We start from the raw sequence: 13,093 nt of genomic DNA, 5'->3' as shown, positions 1-13,093 counted from the left end.
GTTACTTTAATGCTATTTGGTCCCGTCCGCCTTTTTTGGCGAGGTATAAGGCTTCATCGGCGCGGTCGAAAGCTTGGCGCGGTTGTTCACCGGCTAAAAACTCAGTGGCTCCGAAAGAAATGGTAATACGCACATGTTCATTTTTAAATTTAAAAGGTATTTTTTTGATTTTTTCTCTAATTAAATTAAGAGGTTCGCTGATTTGGCTCAGTTTAGTATCGGGCATGATGATCACAAATTCTTCACCACCGTAACGGGCTAAAAAATCTGTTTGTCGAATCGATTGTTGTAGTGTTTTGGCAATAACCCGCAGGGTTTTATCACCGGCACTGTGGCCGTAACTGTCGTTAATTTTCTTGAAAAGGTCTACATCACCTAAAATAATACACAGCGGTGTGCCTTGGCGTAACCAGCGTTTAAATTCTAGATCCAGGCGGGTTTCGTATGCAGCACGATTTGGGATCCCCGTTAAAGTATCACGAGCACTGCGAACACTTTGCTCGGCGAGACGTTCTTTAAAGCTTTTAGCATCACGCTCTAATTCTTTGACGCGACCTTCCATCGCAACCAAGCTGCCCAGCAGCTTTTGTCGTTCTTGTTGTTCTAGCCGTTCTTTTTCATTTAATGACTCGGTTAAATCATTCATGCGCACAATAACCAAGATTTTAAGTTGTTCTAAAGATTGTGCTTTTTTAGTTTGCTTGCCTAAATCATCAATTTGATTTTCGATTTGTTGATTTAGTGTGGCGAGTTTTTGTTGAAAATGCCCTGAGTCTAGTAAGGTGGCTTCAACGGCTTGTTGCACACTGGCAAGCGCATCATTTAACTTTAATAAGAAGTTCTCAGAGGATTGCCGCTCTTCTTGCAAGCCTTTGGCGATAATACTGATGGTGGTTAAACAGGCATCAAATAGGCCTTCAACATTCAGCGAACCGAGTAAGCTGGCCTTGATTTGCTCAGCGGCTGGGGCGTGTTTTTCGGTAAAGGTGAGCTCGCTCAGTAAATTACTCAATTCTAAGGTCAGTTGCCGACAAATATGTGCATAGCGCTCTTGCTCAGCATGGCCATCACTTAAAACGTTGCTGTTTTTGGCATCCTGATGCGCCTTTAATGCGCTTTGGTAAAGTTGCGTTAGGTGCGTCAGTTGCGGCAAAAAGGCTTGTAAGGTTGCGGTGGGCTGCTCTACTTTACTTAATAACTGGCGTAAATCGCGGCGTAACTGATCAGGTAACCCTCGCTGTTGTTGCAGCATTTTGCCTGCTTGGGTCAGTTCTTGTTGGATCTTCACAATCTCAAGCTGTTGTTGCTTTTCTAGCGTCTGTAAGCTGCTGCTTATATCATTAATTAAGGGTAAGACATTTTCAAGATCTGTACTTTTACTTAGCGCGCTGCGTAACTTAGCTAGTCGATTATCCAGTTCTAAATCAATGCCTTTTGTCAGTAAGGATAAGCGTAATACGAGCTGCGAAAGCAGTGAAAACTGCTTTTGGTAAGTTTGCTCTAAGGTTTTTCGAGCAGAAACGGCTTGGCTAAGTTGTTGTTTCAGGTCTTGTTGCAATGCTGCCACCTACTAAGGGATCCAAGAGTCTTGATTACCCAAGTATATCCCCAGACTGGGCTAAGAAGGTAGCGTAAAGCTAAAAAACTTAAAGGAAAAAGCGAGCTTAAGCTCGCTTTTCGATATTTTTTATTATTTTGGCTTGGCTTACTTTGTTAGGTAGTAAGGCAGCCAACTGGTTTCTTCTGTAGGGGTAAGATGTAACATTATCAGGTTCCATTTTGCTATTGCCTGTTGTCAGCATCAACAGGTGCCGCTATTAAAGCAGAATTACCCTTAAAATGAAAGTGTGGCTGTAATATTACATGTTTAGCTTCAGATTTTGTGGCTACTTTACTGCTTTATGGCCGATTAAAAGAAAAAAGACAGCATATTGCTGTCTTTTAGGGTGTTGAGTTACCACTTGAGTTACATTATTGGCGGCTTAAGCGAATATTGGGGGCCTGATAAGGCTCACTGCTGCGTAATGGATTAATGTCTAAGCCACCACGACGTGTATAGCGCGCATATACCGCTAAAAATTCCGGCTTGGCAAAGCGCCATAAATCCGTGTAAATGCGTTCTACACATTGTTCATGAAATTCGTTATGGCTGCGGAAGCTGATTAAATATTTTAATAAGGCTTCATGCGACAGTGCTGGGCCGCGATAATGAATATAAATACTGGCCCAATCGGGTTGCGAGGTAATTAAGCAATTTGATTTTAACAAATGCGAATGCAGTTTTTCATCAACGCGATCTCGGTTCGGATCTAATGCCAGTAAGCTGGCATCGTACTGATACTGGTCAACACTAATATCTAATTCATCTAAACAGATACCCGGGATCCAGGTTGCTTGAAACGCCATGATTTCACTTACATTATGTAGGCTAACTTGCACTGGCTTGCCAGCACAGGCCGATAAGTCTTGCTGTAATGCTTGATAAACCTGACCTAAATCAGCAAAGCGGCTTTGATTAAAGCTGTTTAAATATAATTTAAAGGATTTAGATTCAATTAAGTTGGCAGAGTCTACCGGTACCACAAAGGTCGCCAGCGCCACCATGGGTTTGCCTTTGGCGTTTAACCAAGATAGTTCGTAACCGTGCCAGATATCTTGACCAACAAAGGGCAGATCAGCATCGCTTATGCCAAGTGTTTGGCGGCCTAAGCTACGAGGAACCGCTTGTAACAGCGAGGGAGTGTAGTGATCAACATAATCGGTGATCTTGCCTAGACTTAAGTCGGCCAGAATGTCGGTATGGCTTTTTGTCATTTCTCTGTCTTTTTAGCTACAATACCGCGCATATTATCATAACTGTCCCGAGGAGTAGAGGTGTCTACTGAACAAGCGTTGGCAAAATTTATCGAACACAGTGTCACTTGGCATCAGGCCACGGCGCAGCCATTAACGGCATGGGCCGATCCGGCTAGCCCTTCTCCTTGCCAACAGCAATGGTTAGCCGAGGATCAGGTCAGTTGGCTACCTGTTGCCCAGCAACCCGCTGCGGATTTTAGCAATATTGAGCAAGCATTAGAGTTAACGCTGCATCCCTCTATTAAAGCTTTTTACAGCTGTTTTTATGCAGCGAATATGGCCGCAGCGCATCCACGTGGCAAGTTAGCTTTACTATTGCCTTGGAATCAAGATGATATTAGCCGTTTGCAAGAAAACATCATTGGTCATATTTTAATGAAGCAACGCTTAAAACAGCGAGCCACGGTATTTTTTGCCGTAACCGATGACGCCAATATTATGTTGTCGCTGTTAAATAGCACCGGCGAGGTATTCTTAGAGCATGTTGGGAAAGAAGTCTCGGAAAAAATTGCCGATGACCTGCCGTCGTTTCTCGCCAGTTTAACCCCTCAAGCTTACGACGCTTGTTTTGACTGACACTCCCACGCGATATTACTGAGCAATTGGCAGTTATCGCATTGAAAATCAAACATCTCGAGTCGTGGCGTCGCCAGACGCCAATCAGCTCCACAGCCGGGACAACATTTGTTAGCGTCTTGCTGACAATCCGAACTGCTGCCACTGTACAGGGCATACCAGATCGGCAGCTGATTAAGTCGACTGATCTGCTGTGCCAATTGGCGGCCGCGTCGATTTAATTTGCTATGTAATTGCTGCAGACTGTTTTCGGCGATCTTCGGTAGCACCCGATCTTCTTGTAACTGTATTTCATCTAAGGCCTGATATTGAATTTGCCAGCGGATCAATGCTTCAAAATCGTCTTCTGCTGCGGATAACCAAAAGAGTGGCACGGGTCGCAAGGTTTCAGCACAACGTAAGGGTGAGCAGGTATCGGCGAAGCTAGTAAATAATATCAGGCTCTTGGGAAGGGCTTTGCAGGTTTGCTGTGACATCAAATCAGCGCCCAGTAAGGTGAGTTGGGCATAGCCGAGACCCGCCACGGTTAATTGTTGCTCAGCATACCGCACTCTCTTACTGTGCCATTTGCTGGCAAGGGCATCTTGGCTGGCCAGTACAACCCGGCTGCTAAACGCATCTTGTTGCCATGCGGTAGGAAATTCTCGGCCTAATACTTGGCCATTAAATATTAAGGCTTCAATATAAGCACGGATCGCTTGTTCTGCCTGCGTTAAATCGGTATCAGCGATGACCCGAAACCGCAACTCAGCGAGATACATTATTGTTTTCTAACAGGCTGATTAATAAATCGAGTTTTTGTTCAATGCGGTTAAGCTGGCTGCTCATATCTTGCTCGGCATTAATGGGCCGACTTAACGCCAGATCGGCGACCCATGCAGGATCTTCTTCGGCGATCGGCTGCTGGCGCCATTGCTGGTATGCTGTAAACAGTTCTGGTGCATTAAGTTGCCCAGCCAGTTTCGCTTTAAACAGCGCCAAGCTGGGCTTTTTGCCTTCTTGACGCAATTGGGCTGCAGCGTGTTGTAATAAACGGATGGCCGTGGTCATAGCGGATAGTCTGGTTCACCAAAAAGTAGTTTAATTTACCACTCCCTTGGCCTTAGCAAAAGCCCTATGTTTTTAAGTTCATGAAAATACTTACATTTTAAATTTGGTGTCAATTTTGCTTTGTTTGGCGTGTTAAGTATCATACTTTATTGATTACTGGCATTACTTAAAAGGAGAAGATTTATGTCGGGTATGGGCACTAAAATGATTAAAGCCGGTGTAGTGGCGTTTCTGGTGTTGGGGTTAAGTGGTTGTGTGGTGGCTATTGGCAATACGGAAGAGCCAAAAAATCAATTGGCTTCAGATAAAGCACAACAAGAAAATTTGAAAAAAATTAACCAGTTACAGTTAGGCTTTTCCGTAGCAGAAGTAAAAACTTTACTCGGTGCACCTGATTTCACCGAAGCCTTTCAGAAAAACGGCGAGCAAGTTCAAGTGCTGTTTTATCGCACACAACTTAATCGCCGAGATAATAAAACCACGAAAGATGAATGTACGCCTATTGTATTTCATGGCGATCAACTCAGTGGTTGGGGTGAGAAAGCCTACAATTATCTATAAGCAACGGTTATTGCGCAGCAACTTGATGTAGTTGCGCATTTAATTCATCAATCACTTCGCACCATTCTGCATCATTACGCAGTGCCTCATTAATAAAGCTCGCCTGCGCCTCATTCCAGTAAGGGGCTTTGGCAATGTCGGTGTCTTCGGTTAATTGGTGCGTTTGAATAAAGTCTTCAATCGCTTTAGCACTGTTGGCTAAACCGAGTTGCGCGAATAAATTTTCTAACGTGGTTGCTGTGGTATCCATTCTTTACTCCTGTTTGGCGTTAAGTATAGTATTTATTCCCGTTTTTGCACGGTGACTCAGCGTGATTAGCGATACATAGCCTGTAAAAATCATACTTGGCAACCTAGCATGACACTGCTATTGTGAATAAAAAAACAACAACAATAGCAGGTGCCGCATGTTAGCTCAGGTAACTAATTTTGAACCCTCTCAATTAACGGCCAGTTTGTTGGGAGGCGAAGATTTAAAACTGGCTGCTTCCGTGTTATATCAGTCTTATCATGATGACCCACTTTTTATGGAAATTTTTCGTGCCGCTGACACGGATTATGAAGCCCGTTTGCGCTCTGCTATTCGCGAAGAGCTCAGTACTTTTTGGCAAGCCGGGCAGCCAATCATCGGCTTGTTTAATCAAGAGCAATTACTGGGTGTAGCCTGTGTAGTTGGGCCAGATTCTGGCATTGGCAGCAGTCGTTTATGGCATTGGCGTTTAAAAATGCTGTTAACTGCGGGCTTTGTTTCTACCAAACAGCTGTTAAATAAAGAAGAAAAAATTCATGCGGCCATGCCGGCAAAACGCTATCACATGCTGGCTTTTATTGCCGTGGCGCCGAAATATCAGCATGCGGGGTTGGGCCACTATTTAATTGCGGCCGTGGATGGCTTAGTTGATGAAGATCCGTCCTCTGCAGGGATGGGTGTTTTTGTCACGTTAGCCAAGTACCACGCTTTTTTTGCGGATGAACAATATCAAAAAGTCAGTGAGCTTGCTTTTGGCTCAGTCAGTGGCACTTTAATGTTTCGCGCCCGTCAGTCGGCGCAAGGTTAAAGCGGTATGGCACGTTTTACCTGTTTTGCCGATTTTTATCCCTATTATTTAAGTGAGCATGCCAATCCGCTATGTCGGGCTTTACATTATTTGGGCAGCAGTTTAGTGCTCGTCGTGCTGTTTTGGGCAGTGTTAACACAACAATGGCTATGGCTGTTCAGTTTACCTGTCATCGGTTATGGCTTTGCTTGGTTGGGCCATTTATTGTTTGAGCATAATAAACCGGCTACGTTTGACTATCCTTTTTATAGTTTGGCGGCCGATTGGGTGATGTATAAAGACTTTTTAACCGGCCAGTTGAGCGGCAAATTACAACACCTGGCCCGGGCATCGCCCCCGTCTTAAATACGATGTGCCGGTAAAGTAAAGTTTGCTAAACGCATGCCGCTTAATAGCAATTCTGCTTGATAGCGGCTCTCACCGTCACTGCTAAAGTCAACCTGATAGCTGGTGAGTAAGCGCCAACCTTGCTGCAATTTGCGAAAATGATGGCGATTGCGGCCACACTCTAAAAATTGTAATTGATGCTGTTGACATAATTGGCGCGCTAACACAAAAGCGCGCTCATCTTGTTTACGTTGCATCCAAAACCCATAAATTACGCTGACTAACAGCAGTAGTAACCAAATTGATGTCATTGCTTCTCCTTGTTAGCCACATAATGGCGTTTGCTTCGCGGTTTTACAAGATGCTACGTTGCAGCGGCAATGTGCTAGAATTGCCGCCTTGTAACAGAGAGGAACCGCATGAGTGAGCACCTGAGCCTATTGCTAGCCGATATTATGCAAGCGCTAAAGCAAGCCGGACTGTATAGTCAGCAGCCACCTTCGCCGCAGGCGATGGCCAGTACGATGCCTTTTTGTTGTGATAGCATGCCGCTGGAGCAGTGGTTGCAATTTATTTTAATTCCTCGTCTGCAAGTGATGCTCGCTGCCGGTCAACCGCTACCGAATAAAGTCGCTATTTTACCGATGGCAGAGCAGGTGTATGCCGGGCGAGACGAGAATATTCAACCGCTGTTAGCGGCGATTACAAGGTTAGATCTGTGTCTGAACAAACCCTAGCGTATGACCTCACCGAAGCCCCCACTTTTGCTGAACCTTTAACGATTCTATACCAAGATGAGTATCTGGTTGCGGTCGATAAACCCAGTGGCATGTTGGTGCATCGTTCTTTTTTAGATAAAGAAATTAGCCGTTATGCACTGCAGGCCGTGCGCGATCACATTGGTCAACATGTCTATCCGGTGCATCGGCTTGACCGACCCACGTCAGGGGTACTGCTGTTTGCGTTGTCATCTGAGGTGGCACGGTTATTATCAGAGCAAAATCAGCAAGGGCTGTGGCAAAAAGGTTACTTAGCGGTGGTTCGAGGCTATGTCACTGCCGCAGGTGAGTTAGATTATGCTCTAACCGAGCAACTCGATAAAATTGCCGACAAGTTTGCCGCTGCGGATAAAGCCGCACAAGCTGCGCTTAGTCGCTATTCACCGTTACAACGCGTGGAGTTGCCGATCCCTGTTAGTCGTTATGCGACCTCGCGTTACACCTTGCTGGCGCTGCAGCCCATCACTGGCCGAAAACATCAATTACGCCGGCATATGGCCCATTTGCGCCATCCGATTGTTGGCGATACTAGCCATGGTGATGGTAAACATAATGCGATGTTTCGTGAACAGTTTGCTTGCAATCGTTTATTATTGTGCGCATTCACGTTACGCTTACCCCATCCGATAACCGGACAGCCGTTGTTGCTCGAAGCAGGGCTAAACGAATTAACAACACTTTTTACCCATTTTAATTGGCCGGTAGACTCCGCTTACTATCGCCAGCAGTTTAATCTTTTTCTGGAGACACAAGCATGCAAAAAATCGCCATAATGGTCGGCAGTGTATACGGTGGTGCAGAGTATGTTGCAGAGCAAGCGCTACCGTTATTAACCCACAAGGGTTATCAGGTGCAATGGTTTCAACCTGCAGACTTAGCAGAGGTGTTAGCCTTTGCTGCGGATTGTTGGTTAGTGATCACTTCAACGACTGGCCAGGGTGATATTCCCGATTCGTTGTTTCCTTTTTATATGGCTTGCAAGGATCAGTTTCCGCTATTAACCGGTAAAAAATATGCGGTTATTGCCTTAGGTGACAGCAGTTATGATACTTTTTGTGCGGCTGGCCAGCAGTTTAATGAGCTACTTGTTGAGTTACAAGCCAGTGCGGTAGCGCCGATGTTAGAGATCGACGCCGGTGAAACCTTACAAGCTGAAGATGTGGCATTGCCTTGGTTAGCTGAGCACTTCTAACAATACTTGTTTAACTTCTGGTAACTACGCGCCCCAGGTGCCTGTAATGCCGGATCATAGTGTTCGGCAAAACGCTCACACCACAGTACTGTCGCGCCGCATACCGCGGCCGGCATCACTAATAAGTTCAGCAACGGCACCATGCTAAAGAGTGCCACGGCACTGCCAAAAGATAAGCTGAGGGCTGGCGCTTGTCTTAGTTGACCTCTTAGCTCGCTAAAACTCACCTTGTTGTTATCAAACGGGTAATCGAGATATTGCAGGCTAAAGAACCAGGCGCTGATAAAAAACCACAGGAAGGGGCCCGCCACTGGGATCAACAAACACAGAATAAACAGGATGGTAGCCCGAGGTAATAGATAACACAGTTTTTGCCATTCGCGCGCCAGTAAACGTGGCGCGTCATGCAGAAATTGTCGCATACTCACTTCGGGGATCGTTTTGCCACTGAGTAGCGCGGCGGTTTTCTCACTAAGTAAGCCATTAAAGGGCGCGGCAATAAAATTAGCGACCATCGTAAAGCTATAGGCAAAACTGAGCAGTAATGACATCACCCCCAGCGGGATCAATAAATACTCTAACCAATGCAGCCATTGCGGTAGCCATTGCTGAATATGCACAATAAACGACTGTAGCAGTTGCCACATCCAATAAAACGCCATAAAGAACAGCACTAAATTAATCAGCAAGGGTATTAAGACAAAACGTTTTAAGCCTTTTTGCCCCAGCAAGCGCAGCCCTTTAAAAAAGTAAAACATCATGTCCTCCGAATACAGGCTGTTTAAACTAGTATACCGACTTCGTGCCAGAAAACCCTGCATAGACTGTGACAAAACGTAACAAAATCTCGCCATTTGCTGTTGAGGTTTTTTAACCGTGTTTTGCTGGCGTCACTGCAGCCATAGCGTGCATTGTGTTAAGATGCGACCGATTTCAATAAGCTAATAAGCAGAGGTATGAAATGTCCGTGTGGTTAGTAGAGCTAGGTTCAGCAGTGGAGTTTGCAGTAACATTGTTATTACTGATAACCGCGCTAGTATGTCTGGTATCGGCTATCGTTGTGCCAGCCAACAAAGATGCAGAGTTACGCTTTGAGAAACGTTTAGAATATACGGTATTTGCCATCGGCGCTGCGGTGTTGTGGGCATTATTTATGTTTGCACCACGCTAATGCATAACAACACACCTTGCTATTTTAGCAGCAAGGTGTGAATTAACAGTATTCAGGCTTATTCTTCAATACTACGCAATAGCGCGTTAATGCCAACCTTAGCACGAGTTTGCGCATCAACCTTTTTCACGATGATCGCAGCATATAAGCTGTGGCTGCCATCTTTAGAGGGAATGGTGCCTGGCACGACAACTGCGCCGGCCGGTACGCGACCATAGCTAATTTGCCCCGTTTCACGATCATAAATACGGGTGCTTTGGCTAATATAGACGCCCATTGAGAGCACAGCGCCTTCTTCAACGATAACACCTTCAACCACTTCAGAGCGAGCACCGATAAAGCAATTATCTTCGATAATCGTTGGGTTGGCTTGCAGCGGCTCTAACACACCACCAATGCCAACGCCGCCTGATAAATGCACGTTTTTACCAATTTGCGCACAGCTACCGACGGTGGCCCATGTGTCCACCATTGAACCTTCGCCGACATAAGCGCCAATATTGACGTAAGACGGCATCACCACCACGTTTTTACCAATATAGCTACCGCGACGCACGGCAGCAGGCGGTACAATACGCACACCATCGGCACGGAATTGCGCGTCAGTGTAGTTGGCATATTTCATCGGCACTTTATCAAAAAAGCGGTTTTCGGCGCCATCCATCACTTCGTTATCGTTGATCCGAAACGATAACAGTACCGCTTTTTTCAGCCATTGATGCACTACCCATTCACCGGCAATTTTTTCTGCGACACGGGCGCTACCGTTATCTAGCATGCTTAACACTTGCTCGACGGCCTGTTTTAATTCGGCGGTCACGGTTTTTGGGGTAATGTCAGCACGTTGTTCAAACGCCGTTTCGATAAGGTTTTTTAAGTCAGACATTCGTCATTTAGCCTTCTGTTTGCTGCGAGAGTTGCGAGATTAACACCCGTCTTAACTGGCTTTGTTGCTCAGTTGTCAGCGCGTCATCCTCTGCGTTAGAAATTAAGAAAAAGTCTTCGGCGCGCTCGCCGATGGTGGTGATTTTTGCCGCGTGAATATTCACACCGCATTGTTGAAACACTTGGCCTAGATCAGACAATAAACCCGGCGTATCCAATGCGGCAATTTCTAGCATGGTACGGTGGCGGGTGTTGCCTGGTAAAAATACCACCTTCGGTGGCACGGTAAATTGGCGCATTTGCCGGGAGAGTTTTGGTTTTTGTCGCGACAAATCAGGCTTGCCAAGAATATATTGCTCTAGTGCTTTCTTGATACTTTGCTGGCGCGAAGGGGAGTTCACGGTTTCACCGTTTTGCTCTAAAATCACAAAAGTATCCATCGCATAACCGTCTTTGTTGGTCATGATTTGTGCGTCGAAAATATTCACCTTTTTACTGTCTAGCGCGGCGACCATTTTTGCAAATAGACCGGCTTGATCTTTTGTGTAAACAAACACTTGGGTGCCGCCTTTGATCGGTGCTTTACTGACCAGTACTAAAGGTTCATTCGGTGTTTTATGCTTTAAAATGTGTTCGGTATGCCAGACAATTTGTTTTGGGCTGTAGCGTGCAAAGTAATCCGCTTTGATGCGACTCCATAACTGCAACACTTCACTTTCAATAAAGGTTTGCCGTAATAGCATGGGCAGGGCTTCGCTTTGGTTTTCCCGGATCAGATCGCGTAAATCCATCGGTTTTTCTAAACCACGACGAAATGCTTTTTGTGTGGCTAAAAACAATTCACGCAGCAGTGAGCCTTTCCAATCATTCCACAAGGTATCATTGGTGGCGCGAATATCGGCCAGCGTTAAACAATATAAATAGTTTAAACGCGTTTCATCGCGCACCTTGGCGGCAAATTCGGCCACAACTTCAGGGTCGTGAATATCGCGGCGCTGTGCGGTTACCGACATCAGCAAGTGGTTTTCCACTAACCAAGCAATTAGCTTACTGTCGAATTCACTCAGTTTGTGCAACTTGGCAAATTCGCGTGCATCCATACCGCCTAATTCAGAATGATCACCGCCACGGCCTTTGGCAATATCATGGAAAATGCCGGCAAGGTATAACAGCTCTGGCTTTTCCATTTTTTTGACAATAGCCGTGCACAGTGGAAACTCACTTTCATGTTCAGCAAGGCTGTATTTGTACAAATTCTTTAATAAGCGGTGGGTATGCTCGTCTACGGTATAGGCGTGAAACAAATCAAATTGCATTTGGCCTTCGATATTGCGCCACTGCGGTAAATAGGCCGCTAAAATGCCATAACGGTGCATCAAGGTCACCGCTAAATCCATACCACGCGGGTGGCGCAGTAGGGTCAGAAACAGTTGGCGACAGGCTTCATAATCTTGTAAGTCACCCATTAAGCGCCGCCGGACTTGGCGAATTAAGCGAATAGTGGTCGAGTGCACGCCAGTAATATTGGAGTTATTGGCGATATGCCAGAACAGCCGCAATAAATTATCGCGTCGGGCAAACACCGCGCTGTCGCGCGCTTTAATTAAATGGCCTTGCAACTCAAAATAATCATCTAACTGACTGACTTTGAGTTTTTGTTGCGAATTAAGAATGCTGCCTTCAAAGTGTTGCAACAACATTTCGTTCAATTCACTGACGCGTTGAACTGTCCGAAAAAACCGCTTCATCATTCGTTCTACTGAGGCTTTACCATCCGAGCCAAAACCTAAGCGCTCAGCCGCGGCGGGTTGATAGTCGAACAAAATTCGGTTTTCGTTACGGCCCGCTTCTAAATGCAAAGAGAAGCGCATCTGCCATAAATAGGCTTCACATTCGATCAGCTCTTGGTATTCATCTTCAGTAAGATATTGATAAGCCACTAACTCGCGCATCGTGCGGGTATTAAAATGGCGTTTGGCTACCCAACCGATGGTTTGAATATCACGCAAACCACCCGGGTTGGCTTTTAAATTCGGTTCAAGGTTGTATGCCGTGCCGTGATACTGTGCATGGCGCTGTTGTTGCTCATGGCGTTTAGCCTGAAAAAACGCTTGGCTGGTCCAAAAACTATCGGCATTGACCGCGGTTTGTAATTCTTGAAACAGGGTTTTATTGCCGGTGAGTAAGCGCATCTCCAAAAGATTGGTGGCGATGGTAATATCGTCTTTACCCAGGCTTAAGGTTTCTTTGTAGGTACGGACACTGTGGCCGACTTCTAAGCGTAAATCCCACAGCATGGTAATAAAACGGGCGATAGCCTCTTGTTGATTGCTGTCGGGGCGTTTATCAACCAGTAATAATAAGTCAACATCAGAGTAGGGGTGTAACTCACCGCGACCATAACCCCCCACGGCGATTAAACTGATGGCTTTATCTTTAGCCAGCCCGCAATGTTGCCAGAGCTCAAGTAATACTTCATCAATAAAACTCGCACGGCTTTTTACCAGGATATTAATGGGCTGACTATGAAAAGCCCGTGCCTGAAACTCTTGAAATTCTGCAAAGTGCTTTTTGTAAGCGTCTAGTGAATAGTGTTCGGGCAGCGCGCGGTTAAAACTAAGAGCCTGGGTCACATTAC

The 13,093-nt window shown here is 45.7% G+C and carries 17 protein-coding genes; 8 read left to right on the top strand and 9 right to left on the bottom strand.

All coding sequences use genetic code 11. The annotated features are described in order from the left end of the window. Nucleotide 1: 1 nt before the first annotated feature. A complete protein-coding gene (locus L1N97_RS01705) occupies nt 2-1,567 on the bottom strand; it encodes a GGDEF domain-containing protein (RefSeq protein WP_236128646.1) in 1,566 nt (521 codons plus the stop codon). A gap of 404 nt (nt 1,568-1,971) precedes the next feature. Beyond that, nucleotides 1,972-2,814 carry an NADPH-dependent 7-cyano-7-deazaguanine reductase QueF gene (gene queF, locus L1N97_RS01700; protein ID WP_229585477.1) on the bottom strand — a complete coding sequence of 281 codons (843 nt, stop codon included), beginning with the start codon at nt 2,812-2,814 and terminating at the stop codon, nt 1,972-1,974. Nucleotides 2,815-2,874: 60 nt separating this feature from the next. Here queF and syd point away from each other — a divergent pair, with 60 nt between their 5' ends. After that, a complete protein-coding gene (syd, locus tag L1N97_RS01695) occupies nt 2,875-3,432 on the top strand; it encodes a SecY-interacting protein (protein ID WP_236128645.1) in 558 nt (185 codons plus the stop codon). On the opposite strand, the gene L1N97_RS01690 is transcribed toward syd, so the two are convergent. Together L1N97_RS01690 and L1N97_RS01685 are read right to left on the bottom strand one after the other, a co-directional pair. Further along, nucleotides 3,411-4,193 (bottom strand): DUF2310 family Zn-ribbon-containing protein, encoded by a 783-nt coding sequence (locus L1N97_RS01690; protein ID WP_236128644.1) that lies wholly within the window; start codon nt 4,191-4,193, stop codon nt 3,411-3,413. The two genes, syd and L1N97_RS01690, sit on opposite strands and share 22 nt — an antisense overlap. Next, nucleotides 4,180-4,482, bottom strand: coding sequence for a hypothetical protein (locus tag L1N97_RS01685; protein ID WP_229585480.1), 303 nt, complete (start codon nt 4,480-4,482; stop codon nt 4,180-4,182). Before L1N97_RS01685 ends, L1N97_RS01690 begins: the two co-directional genes overlap by 14 nt. A gap of 183 nt (nt 4,483-4,665) precedes the next feature. Here L1N97_RS01685 and L1N97_RS01680 point away from each other — a divergent pair, with 183 nt between their 5' ends. After that, nucleotides 4,666-5,043 carry a DUF3192 domain-containing protein gene (locus tag L1N97_RS01680; protein WP_229585481.1) on the top strand — a complete coding sequence of 126 codons (378 nt, stop codon included), beginning with the start codon at nt 4,666-4,668 and terminating at the stop codon, nt 5,041-5,043. Between the two features lie 7 nt (nt 5,044-5,050). Here the strand turns inward: L1N97_RS01680 and L1N97_RS01675 are convergent, their stop codons facing one another. Beyond that, nucleotides 5,051-5,293 carry a DUF2789 domain-containing protein gene (locus L1N97_RS01675; RefSeq protein WP_229585482.1) on the bottom strand — a complete coding sequence of 81 codons (243 nt, stop codon included), beginning with the start codon at nt 5,291-5,293 and terminating at the stop codon, nt 5,051-5,053. A 157-nt stretch (nt 5,294-5,450) separates the two neighbouring features. Between L1N97_RS01675 and L1N97_RS01670 the strand changes: the two genes are divergently transcribed. After that, nucleotides 5,451-6,101 carry a GNAT family N-acetyltransferase gene (locus L1N97_RS01670; protein ID WP_229585483.1) on the top strand — a complete coding sequence of 217 codons (651 nt, stop codon included), beginning with the start codon at nt 5,451-5,453 and terminating at the stop codon, nt 6,099-6,101. 6 nt (nt 6,102-6,107) lie between these two features. Further along, nucleotides 6,108-6,446 carry a DUF962 domain-containing protein gene (locus L1N97_RS01665; RefSeq protein WP_229585484.1) on the top strand — a complete coding sequence of 113 codons (339 nt, stop codon included), beginning with the start codon at nt 6,108-6,110 and terminating at the stop codon, nt 6,444-6,446. On the opposite strand, the gene L1N97_RS01660 is transcribed toward L1N97_RS01665, so the two are convergent. Then, nucleotides 6,443-6,739: a DUF3301 domain-containing protein gene (locus L1N97_RS01660; protein WP_229585485.1), complete on the bottom strand. Its 297-nt coding sequence runs from the start codon at nt 6,737-6,739 to the stop codon at nt 6,443-6,445. The genes L1N97_RS01665 and L1N97_RS01660 overlap by 4 nt on opposite strands. A 108-nt stretch (nt 6,740-6,847) precedes the next feature. On the opposite strand from L1N97_RS01660, the gene L1N97_RS01655 reads away from it, so the two are divergent. From L1N97_RS01655 to L1N97_RS01645, 3 genes are read left to right on the top strand one after another with little or no spacing between them, the layout of a single operon-like run. Then, complete coding sequence (locus L1N97_RS01655; protein WP_236128643.1) at nt 6,848-7,165, top strand: YqcC family protein; 318 nt, start codon at nt 6,848-6,850, stop codon at nt 7,163-7,165. Then, nucleotides 7,147-7,980, top strand: coding sequence for a tRNA pseudouridine(65) synthase TruC (gene truC / locus L1N97_RS01650; RefSeq protein WP_229585487.1), 834 nt, complete (start codon nt 7,147-7,149; stop codon nt 7,978-7,980). Before L1N97_RS01655 ends, truC begins: the two co-directional genes overlap by 19 nt. Next, nucleotides 7,962-8,399, top strand: coding sequence for a flavodoxin (locus L1N97_RS01645; protein WP_236128642.1), 438 nt, complete (start codon nt 7,962-7,964; stop codon nt 8,397-8,399). Before truC ends, L1N97_RS01645 begins: the two co-directional genes overlap by 19 nt. Here L1N97_RS01645 and cysZ read toward each other — a convergent pair. Beyond that, on the bottom strand, nt 8,396-9,160 hold the full coding sequence (gene cysZ / locus L1N97_RS01640; protein WP_236128641.1) for a sulfate transporter CysZ: 765 nt from the start codon (nt 9,158-9,160) through the stop codon (nt 8,396-8,398). The genes L1N97_RS01645 and cysZ overlap by 4 nt on opposite strands. Before the next feature lie 200 nt (nt 9,161-9,360). Between cysZ and L1N97_RS01635 the strand changes: the two genes are divergently transcribed. Next, nucleotides 9,361-9,570 carry a hypothetical protein gene (locus L1N97_RS01635; RefSeq protein WP_226749724.1) on the top strand — a complete coding sequence of 70 codons (210 nt, stop codon included), beginning with the start codon at nt 9,361-9,363 and terminating at the stop codon, nt 9,568-9,570. 58 nt (nt 9,571-9,628) lie between these two features. Here the strand turns inward: L1N97_RS01635 and dapD are convergent, their stop codons facing one another. Both dapD and glnD read right to left on the bottom strand, forming a co-directional pair. After that, complete coding sequence (dapD, locus tag L1N97_RS01630) at nt 9,629-10,456, bottom strand: 2,3,4,5-tetrahydropyridine-2,6-dicarboxylate N-succinyltransferase (RefSeq protein ID WP_226749725.1); 828 nt, start codon at nt 10,454-10,456, stop codon at nt 9,629-9,631. Nucleotides 10,457-10,463: 7 nt separating this feature from the next. Next, nucleotides 10,464-13,088, bottom strand: a complete 2,625-nt coding sequence (glnD, locus tag L1N97_RS01625; protein ID WP_236128640.1) for a [protein-PII] uridylyltransferase — start codon at nt 13,086-13,088, stop codon at nt 10,464-10,466. Nucleotides 13,089-13,093 lie beyond the last annotated feature (5 nt).

It is taken from the genome of Rheinheimera sp. UJ63 (assembly GCF_021568285.1).
Taxonomy (GTDB): domain Bacteria; phylum Pseudomonadota; class Gammaproteobacteria; order Enterobacterales; family Alteromonadaceae; genus Alishewanella; species Alishewanella maricola.
This window is presented reverse-complemented; position numbering and strand designations above follow the sequence as displayed.